Origin of the sequence: Planotetraspora sp. GP83, assembly GCF_041262585.1 — a bacterium.
In the GTDB taxonomy this organism is placed as follows: domain Bacteria; phylum Actinomycetota; class Actinomycetes; order Streptosporangiales; family Streptosporangiaceae; genus JAOEGB01.
Genome location: NZ_JBGCBZ010000006.1, coordinates 322,194 through 344,027, shown reverse-complemented (window position 1 = coordinate 344,027; position 21,834 = coordinate 322,194). Strand labels below are relative to the sequence as shown.

Here is a 21,834-nt window from a genome sequence, read left to right as displayed (position 1 = left end):
GCGCGGTTCATGAACCTGCTGTCCTGTTTCGAACTGGGCATCATCGACGCGCTCCGGGCTGGCCCCGGCATGACCGCGGTCGAGCTCGGCGCCGTGGCCGGGGCCAAGCCCGCGGCCGTGGAGCAGCTGCTGTTCCTGCCGGTCAAGGAGGGTTTCGTCGCCTACGACGAGGCGTCCGGCGCCTACACCCTCGACGCGCTCGCCGAGGTGCCCGAGGCCGAGCTCAAGGGGGTGGTCGGCTTCATGCAGTTCATCAAGGTCGTCACGCTCCGGCAGCTGTTCTACCTTACCGAGAGCGTGCGCAGCGGCACCCTCGTCGGCCTGCGGGAGTTCTACGGGTTCGAGGGCACCCTTTACGAGGCGGCGGCCACTCACAAGGATATCGGCGACCCGTGGTCGAGGGTGATGGACGCGACCACCGCGCGCATCGACCCCTGGTTCTTCGACAACATCGACGTCCCGTCCGGCGCGCGGGTTCTCGACCTGGCCGGGAACACCGGCCTTGGCGCGATCCACACCTACAAGTACAAGGCCTCGCCCGGGCTACGGGTGACGACGTTCGACCTGCCCGAGCGGGAAGAGGACTGCCTGAAGAACTTCCGCGAGCACGGTATGGAGGAACACTGCTCCTTCATCGGCGGCAACGTCTTCGACAGCATCCCCCAGGGCTTCGACGTCGTGCTGATCAAGCACTTCATCGACATGTGGGACAAGGACGACGTGCTCAAGATCTTCGAGGGCGTCAACCAGTCGCTGGAGGTCGGCGGGCAGGTCCACATCCTGGTGCCGATCTACCCGGAGAACGTCAAGGACACCGACAACTACACCATCGACTTCTTCCCAAGCTTCTTCCTCGGCTGCTCGATGGGTTACGGCGGCCCGCAGAAGCTGTCGGTCTACCGCAGCTGGCTGGAGGAGGCCGGGTTCACGGTCACCCAGGCGATCGCCAAGGACCCCGCCGACCTGCCGCCGTACGCCCTCCCCGTGCAGGCTATCCTGTCCGCCACGAAGACCGTGTGACTCACCGGTCCAGTCGCGGCACCGCACGACCGGCGACGGGGCGCCCCCCGGGCGGCGCCCACCGACATGGCGGCCAGGTCGGCCGTCCGACGGGCGAGCCCCGGACCGGCCCGTTTCCGTGGCCACCGACGACCACCCGACCGCGCCGCCCTCGTCCGTGCCGCGCCGACTGCAGGTGCCGGGCGCTGAACTGTTCGCGGTTATTCCACGCCCTCAAAGGGGAGCACCATGACGTCGAAGCAGACGGGTCGAGTGTTGATCGTCGGTGCCGGGATCGCCGGCATGGCGGCGACGATCGCTCTGCGGCGCGTCGGGGTCGCGGTCGATCTGATCGACATCGCTCCCGACTGGAAGGTGGCCGGTGCGGGCCTCACGATCACCGGGCCGACGCTGCGGGCGTTCCGGCAGCTCGGTGTGTACGACGAGGTGGCCGAGCTGGGCTACGTCGGTGAGGGAATTCGGATATGCACGGTCGACGGCGAGCCCGTCAGGGACATCCCGACACCGATGCCGTCGGAGGCCGGGGTGTGCGGCTCGGGCGGGATCGCCCGGCCGGTGCTGTTCAAGATCCTCTCCGCGCGGGTGCTCGCCGGTGGCGTCCACCCGCGCCTCGGTGTCTCCGTCGACAGGATCGGCCAGAACGACGACGGGGTCGACGTCGCCTTCAGTGACGGCACCGCGGGCCGCTACGACATGGTCGTCGGGGCGGACGGGATCTTCTCGCGGACCCGCGACCAGATCTTCCCTGACGCACCGGGGCCGGAGTACACCGGTCAGAGCGTGTGGCGGATGTTCGTGCCGCGCCCGCCGTGGGTCGACCGCCGCCACTATTTCCTCGGTGGCAAGGCCAAAGTCGGATGGACTCCGATCTCGGCGACCAGAATGTACCTGTTCGTGGTCGAGCGCACGCCGCGGCTGGTCCGCGAGCGGCGCGAGCTACCGGGCGGCCTTGTCGACCTGCTCGAACCGTACGGGGGGTACGTGCGGGAGATCCGGGAGTCGATCAACGAGGACACCCAGATCGCGTTCCGCCCGCTGGAGTCCTTCTACCTGCCGAGTCCCTGGTATTCCGGGCGGGTCATCCTGATCGGCGACGCCGCCCATCCCACGACGCCGCAGTTGGCCTCCGGCGCCGGGATCGCGGTCGAGGACGCCTTGGTGCTCGCCGAGGAACTCGCCGTCCACGGGACGGTCGCCGAGACGTTCGCGGCGTTCACCGCCCGGCGGGAGGAGCGGTGCAGGCTCGTCGTCGAGAGCTCGATCGAGATCGGCAGGCTCGAACAGCTTCAGGCACCGCCGGAGGCCCAGACCGCCGTCGTGGAGCGGGCGCTGGCCAAGCTGGTGGAACCGGTCTGATATTCCCGCTCGCTTCCGCATTGCCCCGACGGTCGCGGTAAGACCGCCGCGGAATCCGGCGACACCGGTCCCGGTCCCGGAACTGAGAACTCCTCAGCCTTGGTCCGGGTGACGTAACGGCATCGTCGCCTCAGCCTGGCCGCTCCGGTCGTCACCGGCACCCGGTTGCGCGGCGGGAGCGCGAACTCCACGCGCGGCGGGGCCTCGTTCCTGGCCGAGTCCTTTCATGGCCGCCGGCAACGGTGGTTAGAAGTTCTTAAGTGGATTTTGAGTGAGCGTTCCTAGCCTCGAAGAAAGCTGACATTTTGAGCGATTTGTGATGGGCTGACTGGCGACCGGGGAGGTTGGGTGGACCGGCGGTATTCCGCCTGTTCGGCGCCGCAGATATGTCACTTCCAGATTTCGGGCGGTTCGGTTTTGCTTCAGGCTGTGAATCAAATACCGCACCGCGCTGCTCTTGCGGCGTGTGGCGAATCTGAGAGGGGTCTTAACCCAGATCCAACTGGATTCAGTGCGCCGCGCCACCCGATCGGGCGCGCGGGTTCTGACCACGGTTCAGCAGCCAATCGACAACTGACCTGACCCGGAAAGACGCAAATGACTACCGCATCAGTCGTCGGGACCGCGAATCATACTCCGTCGGGTTCCATCCGGTGGGCCGAGAGACAGGCACAGCCGTCAGATGTTCAGGGAGCTTCCCAGGTCAAGGTGAAGTTCCGTGCGTTGGGCCCTGTAGAGGCGACGGTCTCTGGTCGGCCGGTGGACCTGGGGGCGCCCAAGCAGCGCGCGTTGCTTGCGTTGCTGGTGAGTCAAGTGGGTCAGCCGGTGCCGGTGGACGTCATATTGGAGGTGTTGTGGGCGGACCATCCGCCGCCGTCGGCGATGACCTCACTTCAGGCGTATGTGTCCAATCTGCGCAGGTTGTTGGAACCGGACCGCGCGCCTAGGGCGCCCGCGACGGTGTTGCGCACCTCTCCCTTGGGCTACCTGTTGGACCTCAGCGTCGTCGATGTCGACGTCCGCCGGTTCAGCGAGCACGCCAAGTCGGGGTGGCGCGCGCGGGACCGGGACGACCCGCAGCAGGCGCTGGGTGAGTTCGAGTCCGCTTTGGCGTTGTGGCGGGGCCAGGCCTACCCGGAGGTGGCCGACGCCCCGTGCGTGGTGCCGGAAGTCGCGCGGCTGGAGGAGTTGCGGCTGTCCGTCTTCGAGATGCGCTGCGCTGCGCTGCTGGCCATGGGCGCGCACGAGGTGGTCGTGTCCGAGCTGGGGGCCTTCATGAAGGCCAACCCGTTGCGCGAGTACGGCTGCGAGCTGCTGAGCCTGGCGTTGTACCGGGCCGGGCGCCAGGCCGAGGCGCTGGAAGTGCTGCGGACCATCCGGGTATCGCTCAACGAGGAGATGGGCATCGACCCCGGACCCGCGCTCCAGCAACGCTGGAGCGAGATTTTGAACCAAGCGCCGACTTTGGACTGGCGTCCTGTCCCCGCCGTCCCGACCGTGGTCGCGTCCAGCGAGCCCGCGGCCCCGCCGCGGGTCGTGACGACCACGTCGCCGCCCGCGCCGGACGCCGAAGTGGAGGTCTTCGTCGGTCGCGAGACGGCGCTGCGCCAGCTGGCCGAGGCGTTGGCCGCGGCGGAGGCGGGCCGGGGCCGGGCGGTCACGGTGTCCGGCGAGCCGGGGATCGGGAAGACCAGCCTGCTCCGGCGTTTCGCCGAGCTGGCGGGAGTGCCGGTGTTCTGGGGCGCCTGCCCCGAACACGTGGCCGCGCCGTCGTTGTGGCCTTGGGAGCAGGTGCTGCGCGCGGCGGGAGCCGCCTTCCCGGAGCGTCCGGTGCCGGGACCGGTGGCCGAGTTGCTGGACAGGGACACCCGGTCGCTGGTGGATGGCGAGGACGTGACCGGTGTCGCACTGCGGCGGTTTGAGGCGATCGTCCACTACCTGACCGACGTGTCCCAGAGCGCGCCGGTGGTGGTAATGCTCGACCACTTCCACCGGGCGGACCCGAGTTCGCTGCGGCTGCTGGCCCACCTCGCCGAGTCGGTGCCCGCGCACCGGTTGCTGCTGGTCGTGTCCTACCGTTCGGACGAGGCGCCGATCCTGGCTGAGACACTGGCCGCCTTGTCCCGAGGGAAATTGACCCGGATAGACCTCAAAGGACTGAACTCGCGGGACACCCGGACCCTGGCGGGCACCATCCTCGACCAGGAGGTCAGCATGCGCACCGCGGAAGGGCTGTGCGCCCGCACCGAGGGCAACCCGTTCTTCCTGCTGGAGCTGATCAACGTGTTGACCAGCGAGCAGCGCCTGGACGACCCCCGCACGGCCCCGGTGCCGGTCCCGGTGCGGGAAGTGGCGCTGCGGCGCGTCGCGCGGCTGCCCCCGCCCGCGGCTGAGCTGCTGTCGGTGGCCGCCGTCGCGGGCAGGCACTTCGACATCGAGGTCGTCGCCGAGGTCGTGCCGATCGAGATCGACGCGGCGCTGGAGATCCTCGACACCGCGATCGCGGCGGGCCTGGTGGTGGAGGACCAGCACCGGCTCGGCTGGTTCCGCTTCACCCACGCCCTGGTCGCCGAGGCGTTGTACGAGACCACCGGGCGGCTGCGCAGGGCCCGCCTGCACCGGCGGCTCGGCGCGGCGGCGGACCGGGCGACGGCGCGGGGCACCGAGAGCGCGGCCGAGAGCGCGGCCGAGGGCGCCGGGCACTGGCTCCAGGCGCCGTACGCGCCTCTGCCGCTCACGCTGCTGTCGCGACGGCCGTCGCCGAGGCCCGTGGCGCCACTGCCGTACGACAGCGGGGCGTCCGGGGCACCGCCCACCTGGCCCGAAGTCTGCTCGGCGTGCCGAACGAGGACTACGACACGTTCCGCCTGTGGACCAACGACGTCGGCCTCGTGTTCAGCATGGTCCACGGCGCCGGCATAGCCGCGCGCGTGGAGAAGGCCGTCGTGGGCCTGAACGGCTACGTCGCCTCGCTCATGGAGGAGAAGGCGAAGAACCCCGGCGACGACCTCATCTCCACGCTGATCACCGTACAGCGAGCTGAAGGCCAGGTCGCCGAGGACGAGTTTGCGCAACCTCCTTGTCACGCCGGTGTTCGCCGCCCACGACACCACCTGCCACCAGCTGTCGCTTCGGTGCCCGTGCGCGCTGAAAAGGGCCCGGACCGAAGCACGGGACCGGGGTCAGCGATCGTCCCGCGGCGCGGCCTGGGCCACCGACGACGGGCTAGGACGGCGTTTGCGCGGTACGGCCGAGCGAGGCGGCTGGGCCCGCATGTGGTCGCGCACCCGGGTCATGATGTCGCCGAGGTGGTGCAGGTCGTCGTCGGACAAGGGCTCGAACAGCAGGCGGCGGGTCACCTCGACGTGGCCGGGGAGGACGCGGCCGACCAGGGCCAAGCCCTCCTCGGTGACGGCCACCAGCGTGGAGCGCTCGTCGTCGGGGCTGGGACGCCGGGTGATCAGGCCGGCCTTCTCCAGCAGGCCGGCCTGGTACGTCAGGCCGCTGCGGCTGTAGACGACGCCGTCGGCGAGCTGCGTCATGGTCAGGTGGCCGCTGACCGACGCGAGGCGGGCCAGGAGTTGGAACTGCACGTAGCTGAGGTCGCCCTCAGCGCGCAGCTGCAGCTCGACCTGGTGCTGGAGCAGGCTGACGGCTTCCATGAGCGCGAAGTAGACCCCCAGCTGCTGGGGATCGAGCGCCGAGACGCTGTCCGCGTCGGCGTCGGAAGGGGAGCCAACCATCTCGTGAGTGTACCTGCTTCGAACCAAAACTACTGTGTCGCCCGTCGGGCTTGCTTCGAAGTCAAAGTAGGCTAGATTGGTGCTTTGACTTCGAAGCACGTGAGGAAGGATGACCATGAAGGCAGTGCGGTACCACTCCTATGGCGACACCGACGTCCTCGTCCACGAGGAGGCGGACCGTCCGGAGCCGGGTACGGGTCAGGTCCTGGTGAAGGTGGCGGGCGCCGCGTTCAACCCGGTCGACGCATCGATCCGCGCGGGCTACTTCCCCGAGGTGTTCCCGCTGGTGATGCCACATGTCCCGTGCTACGACGTGGCGGGCGTCGTGGCAGAGGTGGGCGAGGGCGTGACCGGCTGGACCGCCGGGGACACGGTCCTGGCGTTCCTGCCGATCGCCGGGCGCGGCGCGGCCGCCGAGTACGTCGTCGCGCCCGCCGAGGCCTTGGCGGCTGCGCCCCGCACGGGCGACCTGGCCGATGCCGCGGCTCTGCCCTCCGTCGGCCTGACCGCCTGGCAGGCGCTGTTCGAGCAGGTCGGCCTGAAGCCGAAGCAGACCATCCTGATCAACGGCGCGGGCGGCGCGGTGGGCGCGTACGCGGTGCAGCTCGCGGTGCGGGCGGGTGCGGTCGTGACCGCGACCGCCAGCGCCCGTAGCCGCGACCGCATCCAGTCCTACGGCGTGGACCGGATCATCGACTACACCGAGACCCCGCTCTACGAGGCCGTGGCAGGGCAGCGGTTCGACGTGGTGCTGAACCTGGTGCCTCCGAGCCCGGAGGACCTCACGCGGCTGCTGGACCTGGTCGTCGACGGCGGCGCCTTCGCCAACACCATCCCCCCGGGCCCAGGGAGCGCCGACCGCGGCGTGCGGATCTGCCAGGTCTTCGGCCACAGCGACGCCGAGCAGCTCGCCGAGCTGGTCAGCCGCGTAGACGCCGGGGAACTGACCATCTACGTGGCGCAGCGCAGGCCGCTGGACGAGCTGCGCGCCGTCCACGAGGAGGCCGCCGCCGGAAAGCTGCCCGGCAAGACCGTCCTGATCCCCTGACCTGCGACCGCAGGCCCGGCTGGGCGCCGACCGCGCCGAGCCCGTGGGAAGCAACGAAATCGAGGAGTGTGCGTGCTTTCGACGTTACATTCGGACCCGGTGGGCTCGACCCTGAACCGGCTGCTGGCCGCTGAGGACCAGCAGGACCTGGTGGCCGCCTTCGCGGACGCGGGCGTGGACATGAGGGGCGAGTACCCCGCGGACGTGAGCGCGGCCGACCTGGCCGAGCGCACGAAGGACATCATCATGTCGGTGTCCAGGGAGGGCGGGCAGCTGCTGTACCTGCTCACCCGGGCCGTCAAGGCGCGGACCGTGGTGGAGTTCGGCACCTCGTTCGGGATCTCGACGCTCTACCTGGCCTCCGCCGTGCGCGACAACGACGGCGGCCAGGTGATCACGACCGAGCTGCAGGCGGACAAGGCGCGCAGCGCGCAGGAGAGCTTCGCCGCCGCAGGCCTCTCCGACATCATCGAGCTGCGGCTCGGCGACGCGCGGGAGACGCTGAAGGACCTCCCAGGGCCGGTCGACCTGCTCCTCCTGGACGGGTGGCTGGACCTGCGGCTGCCGATCCTCAAGGTCGTGCAGCCGCGGCTGCGGCCCGGCGCCCTGGTGATCGCCGACGACATCGACCTGTACATCGACCAGGACTTCACCCAGGACTTCCTTGAGTACGTCAACGATCCGGCCAACGGCTTTCTGTCCCTGCGGCTTCCGGTCCACCAGGGCGTCCAGGTGTGCCTCAAGCTCAGCTGACCTATGGCACTGAGGACTCGTTTCAGGATGACCGGTCTGCAGGCTGTGTGTTCCGACCACGTGAACCGGACCGGTGGTCGGGCGTGTGCGTGTCCGCCTGGCCGCGCAACCATCCCATCCGGTCGTCCTGAAAACGAGCTCGCCATGATGGACATCAGAGTCCTCGGTCCACTGTCGATCCACCACGGGACCGTGGAGATATCGCCCACGGCGCAGAAGCTGTGCACGGTGCTCGCTCTCCTGCTGCTCAACCATGTGCGGGTGGTGCCCGTCTCGGCGCTGATCGACGAGTTGTGGAAGGACGTCCCGCCGAAAAGCGCCCGCGCGGCGTTGCAGATCTATGTTTTCCACCTGCGGAAGATGCTGACCCAGGCGACGGGGCTCACCCTGGCAGAGGTGTCTGAGAACACACTGCAGACAGTGCACAACGGGTATCGCTTCGTCGTCGAACCCGGGCAGTTCGACCTGAAGGTCTACGACCGGCTCCGACGGGACGGGTGCGCGGCCATGGGGGCGGGCGACTACCGCTCGGCCGCCCAGCACTTTCGCCAGGCCCTGGACCTTTGGCGCGGACCCGCGGTGGCCGACGTCGAACCGGGCACCAGAATCCGGGCCGAGGTCGCCGCGCTCGAACAGTCCCGGATGACCATGCTGGACTACCGCATCGAACTGGACCTGCGGCTGGGTCTGCATCGCGAGATCCTCAGCGAACTCGCGGTGCAGACCCTGCGCAACCGCCTCCACGAGAATCTCCACGCCCAGTACGTGATCGCGCTGTACCGGTCGGGCTACCGCATCCGCGCGTTGGAGGCGTTCCACCGGTTGCGGCACAACATGCTCACCGAGTTCGGGCTTGAGCCGTCGCCCAGGCTGAAAGAGTTCCACCAGGCGGTGCTGACCCTGGACCCCGCCCTGGACGAGGCGGAGGTGGTTCCGCTGCCGCGACGGCCGACGGTGGACCTTCCGGAGATTCCGGCGCTGGCCAGCTCGTTCTGACACCGCGACGGCACTTGCGCGGCGGGTGGGCGGGTGCCCGCGAGAGCACCCGCCCACCCGCGCCTCGTTCGCACCAGGTCCACTCAGGACACACGGGTGCGGTCGCGGTACTACAGGGCCGCCGCCGTAAGCACGGTCTTGACGCAGTCGTCGACGAGGCGCTCGGCGCGCTCCCGGGGCACCGCCTCGTCGATGTGGGTGAAGTTCCAGTTCAACTGGCCGTGGCTGGTGCTGACCGACGAGGCGAAGTAGCCGACGACCGAGATGCCGCCCACGAACTGCGCCCCCGACAACCGCCACCCGCTCAGGGCTCCGGGGAAGTCGAACCGGCCGATGTTGGACACGAAGAAGTTGAACGAGCCCTGCTCCTCGATGTACCGGACGAGGGGCTCGCTGTCGGCGATGCCGATTGGTCCCTGGCTGGCGAGGAGACTGAACACCGAGTACTGCTCGCCGCGGCGCCTGCGCGCGCTGATGTCCTTGTTGATGAACCGGGCCATCGCCCACAGGTCGTCGGGCTGGTAGGCGACCACCGAGTGCACCGCCGAGACGAAGCACCCGACCTCGTCCTCGGAGACCGGCCGGTCGAGCTCGTCCCGGAAGGCGACGGGGGAGCCGACCGCGAAGTGCGCGCGCGGTTTGGCTCCGGCGTCGCGCGCCACGGCAGAGGCCATCGCCGCGGCCAGCACGCCGTGCAGCGTGACGCCTTCCCCCTTGCACGCCGTCGTGAGCTTCTCCAGCGCGTCGCTGTCGATGGACCGGTGCAGCAACCGAGTCCGGCGGAGGTGGAACGGCACGAAGCGATCGGGCACGACCCGGCCCACCACCGCGTCCTGGACCGTGTCGGGTTCGTCGCCGGCCTCAGGGTCCTTGTCGGGCAGCACGCCCGACATGTCGCGATAGCGCGCCGGGAAGAGGTCTTCCACCGCGACCGGGACAGGTCCATCCGCGACATCCGCGACATCCGGGTCGGACGTCTGCGGCTCGGCGGCGAGCCGCACCCATTGCCGCAGCAACGCGAGGGCGGTCGTCCCGTCGGCGATACAGTGCGGCACGCTGAGGACCAGGTCGTGGACCTGCCCCGGCTGCCTGATGAGGACGGCGCGGGCCAGCGGGCCAGACCGCCAGTCGACCGATTCGGCGAACTCGTGCTCGTCCACCTCGCGTTCCCACGGCGACTCCTCGGAGTGGGCCAGGCTGACCTCGCGCAGGGGGATCGGGTTGTCCGTAGGCACGAACCGCGGTCCGCCGGGTAACTCGTCCGTGATGGCCAGGCGCAGCAGCGGTTGTCGGGCCTGCAGCGCGCGCAGTGCCTCGGTCAGCGCCTCAGCGGACAGTTCACCCTCGATGCGGACGCGAGCGCAGACGTTGAGTGTGGAGAGTTGGTCGATGATCCAGTACCAGCGTTCCGTCGGGCTCAACATTCTGGACGGGGCGGCGTGTCCGTCGACGGTGCCCGGCTTCCTGACGGTCGGGGTATCCATGCCAATTAGTCCCAATCGCGACGGGATTAGCGACGAATAGTGAGAGAAGTATAAGAATGGGCGGGAATCGCAAGATGTGTGCGATTTTAGCAAGCGCGTAACAATTGTCAACCGTTGCATTTGATGGAGATCGCGCAGGGGCGCCTTGGGGGTACTTTGGAGACATTTAAGCGGTTTTCAAGCATGCTGTGATGGCATTTCGAATAACCGTCGGGCTCGGCCTGCTACGAGCGAATCGACGGCAGGCGGTCAGGAGCCGACCACGTGGGGGCCTTCGCCGGCGGCATCGATTGCGAAATGAGACAAGGGCGGTCCCTAGCGGGAACCGGCCCAGATCCGCGACGAGGTCGAGGCGGACCCGGCCGTTTCAGCGGGGGCGCCCGATGCCCGCGCCCCGACATCACAGCAGCCAGGAGGCATGCCGCTATGACCGACTCGGTAGTCGTCCAGACCCCTCCCCCTCTCATCCCCATCGACCCCTCGGGCGCCGACCGCCACGGCGAGGCGGCGCGGATGCGCGAACTCGGCCCGGTCATCCGCGCCGTGCTTCCCGGTGACGTCCAGACGTGGGTGGTCACCGACTACGCGCTGCTCGCCGACCTCGCCGCCGACCCGAGAGTGGGCCGGGACTGGCGCAACTGGGACGCCCTGCGGCGCGGCGAGGTCCCCGAGGACTGGCCGCTGCTCAGCATGATCCGGCTCAACAACGCGATGGCCCGCGACGGCGCGGAGCACCGGCGGCTGCGCAAGCCGCTGACCCGCACCTTCACCCGCGCCCGGGTCGAGCGTCTGCGGCCGCGGATCGAAGAGATCGTGAACACCATGCTGGACGACCTGCCCAACCATGTGGGACCGGACGGCGTCGTCGACGTGCGCAAGCACTACGCCTACCCGTTCCCCATGCAGGTGATCTGCGAGCTCATCGGCGTGCCCGAGGCGTGGTGGCCCCGGTTCCGCGAACTCATCGACACCGTCATCCGCGCCGACACGACCGCCGAGGAGTACCTCACCACCCAGCAGGAACGGCACGAGTTGTGGCAGCGGCTCTTCGCCATGCGGCGCGCCGAACCGGCCGACGACCTGACCAGCGCGATGATCGCCGTCAACGGTGAGGACGACGACACCCTCACCGACGACGAGCTCGAAGACACCCTGTGGATGCTCGTCGCCGCGGGCCACGAGACCTCGATCAGCCTGATCGTCAACGCGACGCGGGCCCTGCTCACCCACCCGGACCAGCTGGCCCTCGTCCGCGACGGCGACGCTGAGACGTGGTCCAAGGTCATCGAGGAGACCCTGCGCTGGGACGCCCCGGTCGGCAACTTCCCGGCCAGGTTCCCGACCGAGGACATCACCGTGGGCGGCGTCACCATTCCCAAGGGCGACGCCATCCTCGCGCCCTGGAGCGGGGTCAACCGCGACCCGGCCAAGTACGGCCCGGACGCCGATCGGTTCGACATCACCCGGCCCAACCAGAAGCACCTGGCGTTCGGCGGTGGACCGCACGTGTGCGTCGGGCCCGCCCTGGCCCGGCTTGAGGCGGCGGTCGCCCTGCCCTCGCTGTTCGGCCGCTTCCCCGACCTCAGGCTCGCCGTCGACTCCGCCGAGTTGACCGCGGTCCCGTCGATCTTCTCCAACTCCGTGACCAGCCTGCCGGTGTACCTCGGCCCGTCACGGGACTGACCCCGAACACCGACCGGTGGTTGTCGTCGGCGTCGGGCCGACGACAACCTGCCGGTGCCGAGGTTTGGCCGGAACCTCGTCGATATCGCGGTCAGGGGAAGAACGGTTCCAAGTGGCCCGGGCGGCCGTCGAGTTCCTCAGCGGCGAGGAAGCACCCGGACTCGGATGCCGGCGGTAGTACAGGGTGCCCACGTGGGCACACCGTTGATCTTCCCTCTCTGGACCCGGTTCGGGGGCCAACACGTGAGCCCGGGGCAGCTGGCGACTGGGTCCCTCCCCGGAGCGCGCCGCCTCGTGTCACTGTGGAGGCTCGGCGGACGTCGGCCCCGTGTGAAGGAGTGTGAACGCCTGGAGGGCCAGCCAGCGCTGCGCCTCGTCCCAGGTCCAGCCGCAGTCCTTGACCAGCGTACGCCAGGCCCCGATGCCCAGGCAGAACCAGAGGATGTCGCCGGCGCGATCGGCGTCGAGCCCCTCAGCGAGCCCGCCGATCTTCCCGAGGTGCACCGCCGCCTGACGCAACGCCTCCCGGTACAGGGTGGTGCCCTGCCGCCACAGCGCCTCCGCGTCGTCCTGCACCGACATCGCGGCATAGAGCATCTCGGTGGCGTCCTGATGAGTCTCGTTGCCGACGCGGGTGCCGTACGCGAGGATTCGCACCGCCTCGCGAGGGTCATCGCATTCCCGCACCGCGGCCAGGGTCTGGTCCGCGCCGGAATCGGCCACAGCGGTCATGAGGAGTTCTTGGAAGATCGCCGCCTTGCTGCCGGCGCTGGCGTACACGGTTTTCGTCGCGACCCCCGCACGCCGCGCGATGTCGGTCACGGTCACGCGGGCGTACCCCTCAGACGTGAACAGTTCCCGCGCGGCCCGCAGGATGTCGCCGCGCGTGGTGGCGGCGTCCTGCTCTCTACGGGGGGAGCGGTACGGGCGACGCGTCGGCATGGGGAAAGCTTATCGAGCAATGGGTATCCTCTATGTGCATTCGTTGCATACTGTCTAACCTCGATTGTGGGGATCCCATGGCGCAGAACGTGAACGGCGTGTCGGAAGGCCTCCAGATGTACGACGAGTTGCTGGCGGTACACACGATCATCCGTCGGGGTGCGGTCCTCACCGCTGCGGCGATGCGGCGACTGGCGGCCGGCGGAGGAGTCGACGTGAAGGCGCTTGTGCGGGCCGCACGGTGGCAGGTGGAGTTCGTCCATCACCACCACGCGAGCGAGGACGAGCTGTTCTGGCCCGTGCTGCGCCGCCTGTTCCCTGACGCCGTGACAGCTCTGGACGAGCTCACCGTCGAGCACGAGGCCCTCGACGCCGGACTGAAGACCCTCGGCGCCGCCGTCGACACGATCGCCGCCGGGCCGGCCCGCCGGTCGGCCCATGGGTCGGACCCTGGCGCCGCCGTACGCGATGCCGCGCGGGAAGGGGCGCAAGCGGCGGCCAGGTTGGGTGAGGTGCTGCTCAAGCACCTCGACAGCGAGGAACCGGTCCTGCGGGAGCTCTTTCCGCAGGTGCCCGATGCCGAGCTCCTGCGCCTGCGGGCTGCCATCGTCGCCGGAGCCCCCCGTTCCGGGCCGGATCTGGTCATGGGGTTGCTCCACGACCCGGTTCCCGCGCCCGGAGCCGAGCGTCTGATGGCCAACTTCCCCGCGCCGGTCCGGTGGATGCGACCGTTGCTGCTCAAGCGCTACCGAACCCAGAAGTCCGCACTCGGCCAGTGATGCCACCGCCGCCCTGCTCCGCCCGGCCCGACACCGCGCCCGGAGGCGATAAGCGGTCGTCTGCGGGCCCCAGGCGCGGACGCGGCCCGCCCGGCCTGGCGGAGACGCCAGTCCCGGGACGACGCTGGTCACACGAGGCGCGATGGGCTACCTTGCGTGCGAGGTACTGTGGTGCGATGAGTTCCCGCCCCGACCGGAGCCGAGACATCTCGGTGATCCTAGACGACCAGATGTGCTTCGCTCTGTACGCCGCTTCCCGCGCGGTCACGGGGCTCTACCGTCCCATGCTGGAGGAGTTGGGCCTGACCTACCCGCAATATCTCGTCCTGCTGGTGCTGTGGCGCCACGGCTCCGGCGGCGTCCCTGTCAAGGATCTCGGAGTCGCTCTCCAGCTCGACTACGGGACGCTGACGCCGTTGCTCAAGCGCTTGGAGGCGAACGGGCTGGTGCGCAGACAACGCCGCCGTGACGACGAGCGTGCCGTACAGATCACCCTGACCGAAGAGGGCGCCGCGCTGCGTGAGCGCACCCGCGGCATCCCCGCGGTGATCGGCGACGCGATGAAGTTGGAGCCGGAGGAATTCCAGCGGACCCTGTCCACGCTGCGACGCCTGACCGCCAACGTCACCTCTCACAGCCGCGCCACGGAGTGATAGCGCCCCGAGCCGGCTAGAGGCGGGACCGCCGCGGAGCAGGCCGCACGTCCGGCCTATTACCTAGCGCCAAATTTAACCTTCCACGTCTACCTTGTGCACGATTAACTTTGTCGCTAGTGTCCCTGTCGTAGTCCCACGCCGCCCGGGGGCGCCGTCACCCCAGGCCTTCGCATTCATTCACACCGTACTGTCCGCCTGACCCTCTGGAGGGAAACCATGACCCCCGTACCCGGTACCGCAGAACCGACCGTCGTCCTGGTGCACGGCGCGTTCGCCGAGTCCGCGAGCTGGAACGGCGTCATCCGCAGCTTGCACGCCGCCGGCATCCCGGCCATCGCCGCCGCCAACCCCATCCGCAGCCTCTCCGGGGACGCCGCCTTCGTGTCGGCCATCCTCGCCAGCTCGGAGGGGCCCATCGTCCTGGTCGGCCACTCCTACGGCGGTGCCGTCATATCCAACGCCGCCTTGGACAACGACCAGGTCAAAGCCCTGGTGTTCGTCGCCGCCTTCGCCCCTGAGGAGGGGGAGAGCATCGGCGAGTTGTCGGGCCGCTACCCCGGCTCCACTCTCGGCGACACGCTCACCACCGTGGCGTTGCCCGACGGCACCACCGATCTGTACATCCGCCAGGACAAGTATCACCAGCAGTTCGCCGCCGACGTCGCCCCCGAGCAGGCCGCCCTGGACGCGGTGACCCAGCGGCCGCTCAACGACACCGCGCTCAACGAGGGCTCGGGACGGCCCGCGTGGAAGTCCATCCCGTCCTGGTTCGTCATCCCGGAACTGGACTACAACATCCCGCCGGAGGCGCAGCGCTTCATGGCCGAGCGGGCCGGCTCCAGGGAGACGGTGGAGGTCCCGGGAGCGTCCCACGCTGTCCCGGTCTCGCACCCCGACACCATCGCGGAGATCATCCTCAAGGCCGTCAAGCACGTGCAGTGACCCTCGGTGCAAATGAGCCCGCGAGGCCGACCTGCCGCCACCTCGGCCTGCGGCCACTCTGCCGGCGGCTGGGCCCCTCGGACGTAGGCGCCTAACGGGATGGTGGAGATCGTGGACGGACTCGGCGGATCTGGCCAACCGGAAGCCGCCGCTGCCCGGCGCGAACTCGCCGTACGCGATGTTGAACCACTGCTCTTCACGGCTGTCCGGACGCGGTGTCCGGGCAGCCTTCCCCGCCACCGCTCCCGAGATGGCGGGTCGCGCAGTTCGAGTACGCAGAACACTCACGGTAGGAGGAACATCGTCAACAGACGAACGTTCTCCAAGATGCTGACCCTAGGGGCTGTCGGGGCCTCGCTCCCCGCTTCCCGAGCTCTCCGCGGAATCGGCCGCGTCGGCCGCTTCCGACACCGGAGGAAAGCGGGTTCCACCCGCGGCGAACACCTCCTTCCCGTCACTGAAGCAGGTCAACGCCGGGGTTCTGAACATCGGATACGCCGAAGCAGGTCCGGCCGACGGCCCCGCGGTCGTCCTTCTGCACGGCTGGCCGTACGACATTCATAGCTACGTGGACGTCGTGCCCCTGCTGGCCGCGGCAGGCTATCGGGTGCCTCGGTGTTTGAGTGCTGATCGACCTTGTCCTGATCCTCGTGGGCAAGTTCAACGACAAGCAGGGTCAGCCCCTTGCCAAGTAGTGCGTGCTCGAATATGGCGAACAGGTCGCTACGTGCCTGGGTAGAGCTTCGGCCCGCACCTCTCGCCGGTCGATTCGCAGCGTCTCGTCGACTCACGGGGAGCGACTGAAAACGGTTCAGTGAGTCCATTACTGATGAACCGCATGGGCCACTCCACTACACGGGCCGGCTGATCTATCAGCACACCGCTATGAAGCGTGACCGCGATCGCTAACACACTCGGGAAGCTCACCGAGGAGCCCTGACAAAGCGAGATCCGAAAGGATCGGGCACGTAGCGGGCACCGGAGGATCGACGAGTCTTTAGCCAATCAAGGCCCCGGTCGGCGCCATTTCGCTGACCTGGGCCTTTTCTTGTGGAGCGGGTGACGGGAATCGAACCGGACCAGTAAGGGGGTTCTCACCTGCGGGTTTGCCGTTCGAGCTGGTCACGCTTACCGGGTTGGGCCAGGTTCTACGGCGTTCTACCCACTCCTGCCGGCCCGGTGTGCCCATGCGGGCACACCGTTGATCTTGGCGCGCTGGGTGTAGATCAAGGAGTCTTGTCGAGGGTGGGTGCTGCCAGCTTGTCTGCCCAATCGTCCAGGCCGGTGGTGAGCACGTCTTCTAGCTTGTCCTTCCCGGTGGCCTCTGCAAGATCAGCGAGGCACTCACAGCGGGTCAGATCGCCGGTGACAGTGCAGAGGTAGATGCCCATGATCCGCAGTGCCTGAGCGGACGCTTCGTAGACCTGCTCCCCAGGGATCGGGATCTTCTTGGCGTACTCCCGCAGGAGTCCCCAGAGCCATCTGCCTGCCCTGTCCTGAGGTGACTCGCCCACCAGTATCTCGGCGACCAGGGCGTGAGCTTGGTCTCGCGCTTCCAGGAGCTTGCGGGCGGCGGCTGCAAGCGGGGCGCATCCTGAATCCCGCGCGGTCTGGACCTCGCCCCAAAGCGCGCTTCCGAGGAGATCGCAAGCCCGTTTGGCGACAACGGACTTCCAACCGTCAGTTGTCACGTCAACGGCGATCGTAATAATCATATTCTCTGTGGTGGCGGATTCGGTAGCCGCTGCAGATGCCGTAGATCGCCGTATCCTGCCTGCCGCAACATGGCGTCCTCGGTGATCAGGGCAGGGGGCTTTCCTGCGGCGTCGACAGGGCAGACCTGTACGCGTCTGGGTGGAACCGCATAAACCGGCCATGAGCAGACCATCCGACAGACCGGCGTTTCCACCTAGTGGCCAGATCGTCATGCTTTCCCACCCAGGCGGTAGCCCATCCAGTCTTGCGGCAACATCGCGGGAGACGGTCCGTGGAACTCCTGTCAAGCGCGCGACGATGAGCCGGTGGGGCCGGTTATTCTCGTTCCAGGGGCAGGAGCCTTGCCTCGCATATAACGTTCGTGTTATGAGTTGGGGAGAGGTGGAACTGGAGCCCGAGGTCGACGAGTGGTTCGACTCGCTCAGCCAGGACGACCAGGAGACGGCTGTCTTCTACGTTGACCTGCTCGCCGAGCGGGGAGTGCTCCTAGACGAGCCGTACACCAGGCAGCTGTGCGGCAAGCTCCGCGAGCTTCGATTCCATCTCTCCCGCGAGGCCGTACGCATCAGCTACTGGATCGCACCAGGCAGGCGCATCATCCTGCTGACGGTCTTCCGCAAGCAGCGGATGCGTGAGACGGCCGAGATCGAACGTGCGGTGCGGGCCATGACGCGATGTATCGCGGAGGCTCACACGGCGGAGGAGGAGTGAGTGCCATGGCCGAGCGTAAGGCGTGGTCTGACAAGCGCGCTGAGATCATGAGTCGGCCCGGTGCCGGAGCCGCGTACGAGGCCGCGCGAATCCGTTTCGAGCTCGGCGAGGCCGTACGGCATCGCCGTGAAGAGCTAGGCCTCACCCAGGCCGAGCTCGCCGAGCGGGCCGGACTCAAGCAGCCGGCCGTGGCCCGCTTCGAGGCAGGCGGCACTATGCCCACGATCCCCATGCTCGAACGCCTCGCCGAAGCACTGGAACTACGGCTCAGCGTCCAACTCCAGCCACTTCCCAAAGCGAGCTGACCTCTGCTCCTGGAAGCTCTTACGCCTGGCAGCGTTCTGAAGCGCACCCGCGGGTGCACCCAGAGAGTGAGATTCGCCTCACGATTTGCTCAAGGAGCGCCCAGCCCAGAGGCCATACGAGCGAGCGGATGACGGGAAGCCTGTGCTACATGCCGTGTGGGGGCGCTGGCCTGGGCTTCCGGCCGGTCATGAGTGACCGTGATTGCCTCCTCGTCGCCTTGCTTAATGGCCCGTTAATGGCCTGGCGATCGGGCGCATGGGCTGCGGCGGACCATCGGATTATGAGTGGACTCGATCTTGTCGAAGAGGTGCGGCTCTTATCTGCGGCTCGGCTCAGCTTCGATCGTCTTCCGCCAGCAGAGTTCCGCGTATATGCCGGATCTTGAAAGCCTGTCAAGGCCTCGTCCGGCTGAAGGACGGTTGCCTCCTGTCCCGAGAGCGGATGAGGTGACGTAGGCAGAAAAGCGCGACGCCTTATTCCGGCTACTGCATGCTCACTCCGTGCGGGTGGTCGAACGAGACTGGGCAGGTGAAATCCACAGTGCGTACCCACGGCCGATCGTGATCCCCGTAGGCAGGTGCCGACCATGGTCCGGTCGAGCACCGGGCTGCGGATGTCGAGGGCGCCGAAGGTGGGCAGGATGTGGTTGCGCAGCCGCGCTCATAGTCGTGGCGGGTGCGCTCCGCGATTCCGGACTTGCTCGCGATGAAGGCCAGCGCGTAGTCGGCGAACAGTGGCGTGCGCGGTGTCCCCGTCGCAAGGACGGGTTCCGGCCACTGGTGGGCGGAGGCCTCGACCGCGTGCTTGAAGGCGATCGCTTCGCCGTAGGCATGGAAGGTCCGCGACTGCGGGCGGCCGTGCCGGCCGCCGCCGAGCCGCCACCAGATCCGGTAGCTTGGGGCGCCGCTCTTGCGGACGCGCACCTCGATGGACGCCATGTCCGGCAGCGTTTCCACAGCCGCGATTCCTGACGCCTGGCAGCGCACCAACGTGCACCCACAGGTGCACCCAGAGAACGAGGCCTGCCCACAATTCGATCAAGGAAAGACCAGGTCAGGGGCCGTGCAAGCGTGGAGCGGGTGACGGGAATCGAACCCGCGCTGTCAGCTTGGGAAGCTGATGTTCTGCCATTGAACTACACCCGCATGGGCCGACCATGAAGCCGACCGCGTCACTACTGTAGCGGAAACTCGGCGTGCTCCTGCAGTCCCCAGGCGAGATCGTCCGCGGCTGGCGCAAGATCCACCGGCCCAGTCCTGATGACTCCGGCCTGGGAGCGCGGTCAGCGGCCGGGCCGTACATGGGCGGTGGGCGGTTATGCGCACGTCATCGACCGTTAGCCTTGCACCCGTGCTGCTTTCCGATCGAGACATCCGCGCAGAGCTCGAGTCCGGGCGGGTCAAGCTCGACCCCTACGATCCCGAGATGGTCCAGCCGTCCAGCGTCGACGTGCGGCTGGACCGGTACTTCCGGGTCTTCGAGAACCATCGGTATCCGCACATCGACCCGGCCATGGAGCAGCCCGACCTGACCCGCGAGGTCGAGCCCAACGGCGACGAGCCGTTCATCCTCCATCCCGGCGAGTTCGTGCTGGCCAGCACCTACGAGGTGATCAGCCTGCCGGACGACATCGCGTCGCGGCTCGAAGGCAAGTCCAGCCTCGGCAGGCTCGGCCTGCTCACGCACTCCACGGCCGGCTTCATCGACCCGGGCTTCGAGGGGCACGTCACCCTGGAGTTGTCGAACGTCGCCACGCTGCCGATCAAGCTGTGGCCCGGCATGAAGATCGGCCAGCTCTGCATGTTCCGCCTCAGCTCGCCGGCCGAGTTCCCGTACGGTTCCAACCGGTACGGCTCCCGCTACCAAGGCCAGCGGGGTCCCACGCCCAGCCGCTCGTTCCTCAACTTCCACCGCACCAAGATCTGAAGACCTGTGCGTGTCAACCGGTGACGGCAGGGCAGCCGCAAGGCAAAGAGAAGGTTACAAGCGCACATCCAGGGTCTTAAGTTCGCATTTCCACTGGTAGGCCGTACTCTTCTCTGCGGACCATCCCCGCACATCTGGAGAAATGACGTGCGACTGCGTCTCACGCCCCGTGAGGACAGCTACTACGACTTGTTCGCCGACTCGGCCAACAACCTCGTCACCGCTTCCCGTCTGCTGGTCGAGATCATCAGTGAAGGTTCGGACCGGGACGCCCTGGCCGAGAAGATGCGGGCCTGCGAACACGCGGGCGACGAGCGCACTCACGCGATCATGAACCGTCTGAACGAGAGCTTCATCACGCCCTTCGACCGCGAGGACATCTACCGCCTCGCGTCGAACCTCGACGACGTGATGGACTTCATGGAGGCCGCGGCCGATCTGATCGTTCTGTACCAGATCGACCACCTTCCCAAGGAGGTCGTCCGCCAGGTCGAGGTGCTGGAGAGGGCCGCCGAGCTGACGGCCGACGCCATGCCGCGGCTACGGTCGATGCAGCACCTCAACGAGTACTGGATCGAGATCAACCGGCTGGAGAACCAGGCCGACCAGATCTACCGGCGGCTGCTCGCGAAGCTGTTCGGCGGCGACTACGACGCGCTGACCGTCATGAAGATGCGCGAGGTGATCGAGCAGCTCGAGCTCGCGGCCGACGCGTTCGAGCACGTGGCCAACACGATCGAGACGATCGCGGTCAAGGAAAGTTAAGGCCCAGTGGAGCTGGCACTTCTCATCGGCGTGATCGTCATCGCGCTGGCGTTCGACTACACCAACGGCTTCCATGACGCGGCGAACGCGATCGCGACCTCGGTCTCGACCCGGGCGCTGACCCCGCGAGTCGCACTGCTCATGGCCGCCGTCATGAACTTCATCGGCGCGCATCTCGGCGAGTCGGTGGCCAACACGGTCGGCAAGGGGATCATTCCCCCTCCCAGCGGGCAGCACGGGCTGATCATCGTCGGCAGCGCGCTGATCGGCGCGATCATCTGGAACCTCATCACGTGGTACTTCGGCCTTCCGTCGTCCAGCAGCCACGCCCTGATCGGAGGGCTGATCGGCTCGGCTCTTGCGTCGAGCACGACCGTTCACTGGAGCGGCGTGGTGCAGAAGGTCGTCATTCCGATGGTGCTCTCGCCAGTGGTGGGCTTCACCCTTGGCGCGATCATCATGATAGCGATCTTGTGGATCTTCCGCCGGGCGAATCCGCACAAAGCAAGCCGGGGTTTCCGGTACGCGCAGACGGTGTCGGCCGCCGCCATGGCACTGGGGCATGGCCTGCAGGATGCGCAGAAGACGATGGGCGTGATCTTCCTCGCCCTCGTCGTCGGGGGGCACGTCTCGCCCGACTCCAGCATCCCGGAGTGGGTCATCACGTCCTCGGCTTTGGCGATCTCCCTCGGCACCTACGCCGGCGGCTGGCGCATCATGCGCACCCTCGGCCGCCGCATCATCCACCTCGACCCACCGCGGGGCTTCGCCGCCGAGTCGGCGGCGGCGACCGTGCTCTACACGGCCGCCATCGGCTTCGGCGCGCCGATCTCGACGACGCACACGATCACCACCGCGATCATGGGCGTGGGCGCCACCCGGCGGCTGTCGGCCGTCCGGTGGGGCATCGCGGGCAACATCGTCGTCGCCTGGGTGCTCACGATCCCGGCCGCCGCCATCGTGGCCGCGATTTCCTACTACGTGCTGAACTTCATCCTCGGGTAAGGC

20 protein-coding genes and 1 tRNA gene are annotated in these 21,834 nt (G+C 67.9%); 15 read left to right on the top strand and 6 right to left on the bottom strand.

Features of this window, described 5'->3' with window-relative positions:
• From ABH927_RS11955 to ABH927_RS11945, 3 genes are all read left to right on the top strand, one after another.
• Window positions 1-1,020 (top strand): methyltransferase (locus tag ABH927_RS11955; RefSeq protein ID WP_370020798.1); only part of this gene is annotated, 1,020 nt, incomplete at its 5' end.
• A gap of 228 nt (window positions 1,021-1,248) precedes the next feature.
• Entirely contained in the window at window positions 1,249-2,376 is a 1,128-nt protein-coding gene (locus ABH927_RS11950; RefSeq protein ID WP_370020797.1) for an FAD-dependent oxidoreductase, read from the top strand.
• Between the two features lie 597 nt (window positions 2,377-2,973).
• Complete coding sequence (locus ABH927_RS11945) at window positions 2,974-5,298, top strand: BTAD domain-containing putative transcriptional regulator (RefSeq protein ID WP_370020795.1); 2,325 nt, start codon at window positions 2,974-2,976, stop codon at window positions 5,296-5,298.
• A gap of 260 nt (window positions 5,299-5,558) precedes the next feature.
• Here the strand turns inward: ABH927_RS11945 and ABH927_RS11940 are convergent, their stop codons facing one another.
• Window positions 5,559-6,119: a MarR family winged helix-turn-helix transcriptional regulator gene (locus ABH927_RS11940; RefSeq protein WP_370020793.1), complete on the bottom strand. Its 561-nt coding sequence runs from the start codon at window positions 6,117-6,119 to the stop codon at window positions 5,559-5,561.
• 115 nt (window positions 6,120-6,234) lie between these two features.
• On the opposite strand from ABH927_RS11940, the gene ABH927_RS11935 reads away from it, so the two are divergent.
• The 3 genes from ABH927_RS11935 to ABH927_RS11925 all read left to right on the top strand — a co-directional run bounded on the left by ABH927_RS11935 (window position 6,235) and on the right by ABH927_RS11925 (window position 8,916).
• Window positions 6,235-7,167, top strand: a complete 933-nt coding sequence (locus ABH927_RS11935) for an NADP-dependent oxidoreductase (protein ID WP_370020791.1) — start codon at window positions 6,235-6,237, stop codon at window positions 7,165-7,167.
• Between the two features lie 99 nt (window positions 7,168-7,266).
• Window positions 7,267-7,920 (top strand): O-methyltransferase, encoded by a 654-nt coding sequence (locus ABH927_RS11930; RefSeq protein ID WP_370020789.1) that lies wholly within the window; start codon window positions 7,267-7,269, stop codon window positions 7,918-7,920.
• A gap of 144 nt (window positions 7,921-8,064) precedes the next feature.
• The gene (locus ABH927_RS11925; RefSeq protein WP_370020787.1) at window positions 8,065-8,916 is read left to right on the top strand and encodes a BTAD domain-containing putative transcriptional regulator; all 852 of its coding nucleotides are present in this window, start codon (window positions 8,065-8,067) and stop codon (window positions 8,914-8,916) included.
• A gap of 110 nt (window positions 8,917-9,026) precedes the next feature.
• Here the strand turns inward: ABH927_RS11925 and ABH927_RS11920 are convergent, their stop codons facing one another.
• Window positions 9,027-10,400, bottom strand: coding sequence for a condensation domain-containing protein (locus ABH927_RS11920; RefSeq protein WP_370020786.1), 1,374 nt, complete (start codon window positions 10,398-10,400; stop codon window positions 9,027-9,029).
• Between the two features lie 426 nt (window positions 10,401-10,826).
• Here ABH927_RS11920 and ABH927_RS11915 point away from each other — a divergent pair, with 426 nt between their 5' ends.
• Window positions 10,827-12,083, top strand: coding sequence for a cytochrome P450 (locus ABH927_RS11915; RefSeq protein ID WP_370020784.1), 1,257 nt, complete (start codon window positions 10,827-10,829; stop codon window positions 12,081-12,083).
• 297 nt (window positions 12,084-12,380) lie between these two features.
• Here the strand turns inward: ABH927_RS11915 and ABH927_RS11910 are convergent, their stop codons facing one another.
• Window positions 12,381-13,025, bottom strand: a complete 645-nt coding sequence (locus ABH927_RS11910; protein WP_370020782.1) for a TetR/AcrR family transcriptional regulator — start codon at window positions 13,023-13,025, stop codon at window positions 12,381-12,383.
• 77 nt (window positions 13,026-13,102) lie between these two features.
• Between ABH927_RS11910 and ABH927_RS11905 the strand changes: the two genes are divergently transcribed.
• From ABH927_RS11905 to ABH927_RS11895, 3 genes are all read left to right on the top strand, one after another.
• Window positions 13,103-13,804, top strand: a complete 702-nt coding sequence (locus tag ABH927_RS11905) for a hemerythrin domain-containing protein (protein ID WP_370020780.1) — start codon at window positions 13,103-13,105, stop codon at window positions 13,802-13,804.
• Between the two features lie 176 nt (window positions 13,805-13,980).
• Complete coding sequence (locus ABH927_RS11900) at window positions 13,981-14,457, top strand: MarR family winged helix-turn-helix transcriptional regulator (RefSeq protein ID WP_370020778.1); 477 nt, start codon at window positions 13,981-13,983, stop codon at window positions 14,455-14,457.
• 219 nt (window positions 14,458-14,676) lie between these two features.
• Complete coding sequence (locus ABH927_RS11895) at window positions 14,677-15,402, top strand: alpha/beta fold hydrolase (RefSeq protein ID WP_370020776.1); 726 nt, start codon at window positions 14,677-14,679, stop codon at window positions 15,400-15,402.
• Between the two features lie 1,226 nt (window positions 15,403-16,628).
• Here the strand turns inward: ABH927_RS11895 and ABH927_RS11890 are convergent.
• Complete coding sequence (locus ABH927_RS11890; protein ID WP_370020774.1) at window positions 16,629-17,117, bottom strand: hypothetical protein; 489 nt, start codon at window positions 17,115-17,117, stop codon at window positions 16,629-16,631.
• A 367-nt stretch (window positions 17,118-17,484) separates the two neighbouring features.
• On the opposite strand from ABH927_RS11890, the gene ABH927_RS11885 reads away from it, so the two are divergent.
• Both ABH927_RS11885 and ABH927_RS11880 read left to right on the top strand, forming a co-directional pair.
• The gene (locus ABH927_RS11885) at window positions 17,485-17,829 is read left to right on the top strand and encodes a type II toxin-antitoxin system RelE/ParE family toxin (RefSeq protein ID WP_370020773.1); all 345 of its coding nucleotides are present in this window, start codon (window positions 17,485-17,487) and stop codon (window positions 17,827-17,829) included.
• 5 nt (window positions 17,830-17,834) lie between these two features.
• On the top strand, window positions 17,835-18,134 hold the full coding sequence (locus ABH927_RS11880) for a helix-turn-helix domain-containing protein (RefSeq protein WP_370020771.1): 300 nt from the start codon (window positions 17,835-17,837) through the stop codon (window positions 18,132-18,134).
• A 483-nt stretch (window positions 18,135-18,617) separates the two neighbouring features.
• Here ABH927_RS11880 and ABH927_RS11875 read toward each other — a convergent pair whose 3' ends face one another.
• Both ABH927_RS11875 and ABH927_RS11870 read right to left on the bottom strand, forming a co-directional pair.
• Window positions 18,618-19,091: a hypothetical protein gene (locus tag ABH927_RS11875; RefSeq protein WP_370020769.1), complete on the bottom strand. Its 474-nt coding sequence runs from the start codon at window positions 19,089-19,091 to the stop codon at window positions 18,618-18,620.
• Between the two features lie 115 nt (window positions 19,092-19,206).
• A tRNA-Gly gene (locus tag ABH927_RS11870) sits at window positions 19,207-19,280 on the bottom strand.
• 205 nt (window positions 19,281-19,485) lie between these two features.
• Here ABH927_RS11870 and dcd point away from each other — a divergent pair.
• From dcd to ABH927_RS11855, 3 genes are all read left to right on the top strand, one after another.
• On the top strand, window positions 19,486-20,061 hold the full coding sequence (gene dcd / locus ABH927_RS11865; RefSeq protein WP_370020767.1) for a dCTP deaminase: 576 nt from the start codon (window positions 19,486-19,488) through the stop codon (window positions 20,059-20,061).
• Window positions 20,062-20,208: 147 nt separating this feature from the next.
• Window positions 20,209-20,826, top strand: a complete 618-nt coding sequence (locus ABH927_RS11860; RefSeq protein ID WP_261587827.1) for a DUF47 domain-containing protein — start codon at window positions 20,209-20,211, stop codon at window positions 20,824-20,826.
• A gap of 6 nt (window positions 20,827-20,832) precedes the next feature.
• The gene (locus tag ABH927_RS11855) at window positions 20,833-21,831 is read left to right on the top strand and encodes an anion permease (RefSeq protein WP_370020765.1); all 999 of its coding nucleotides are present in this window, start codon (window positions 20,833-20,835) and stop codon (window positions 21,829-21,831) included.
• The last annotated feature ends 3 nt before the right edge of the window (window positions 21,832-21,834 follow it).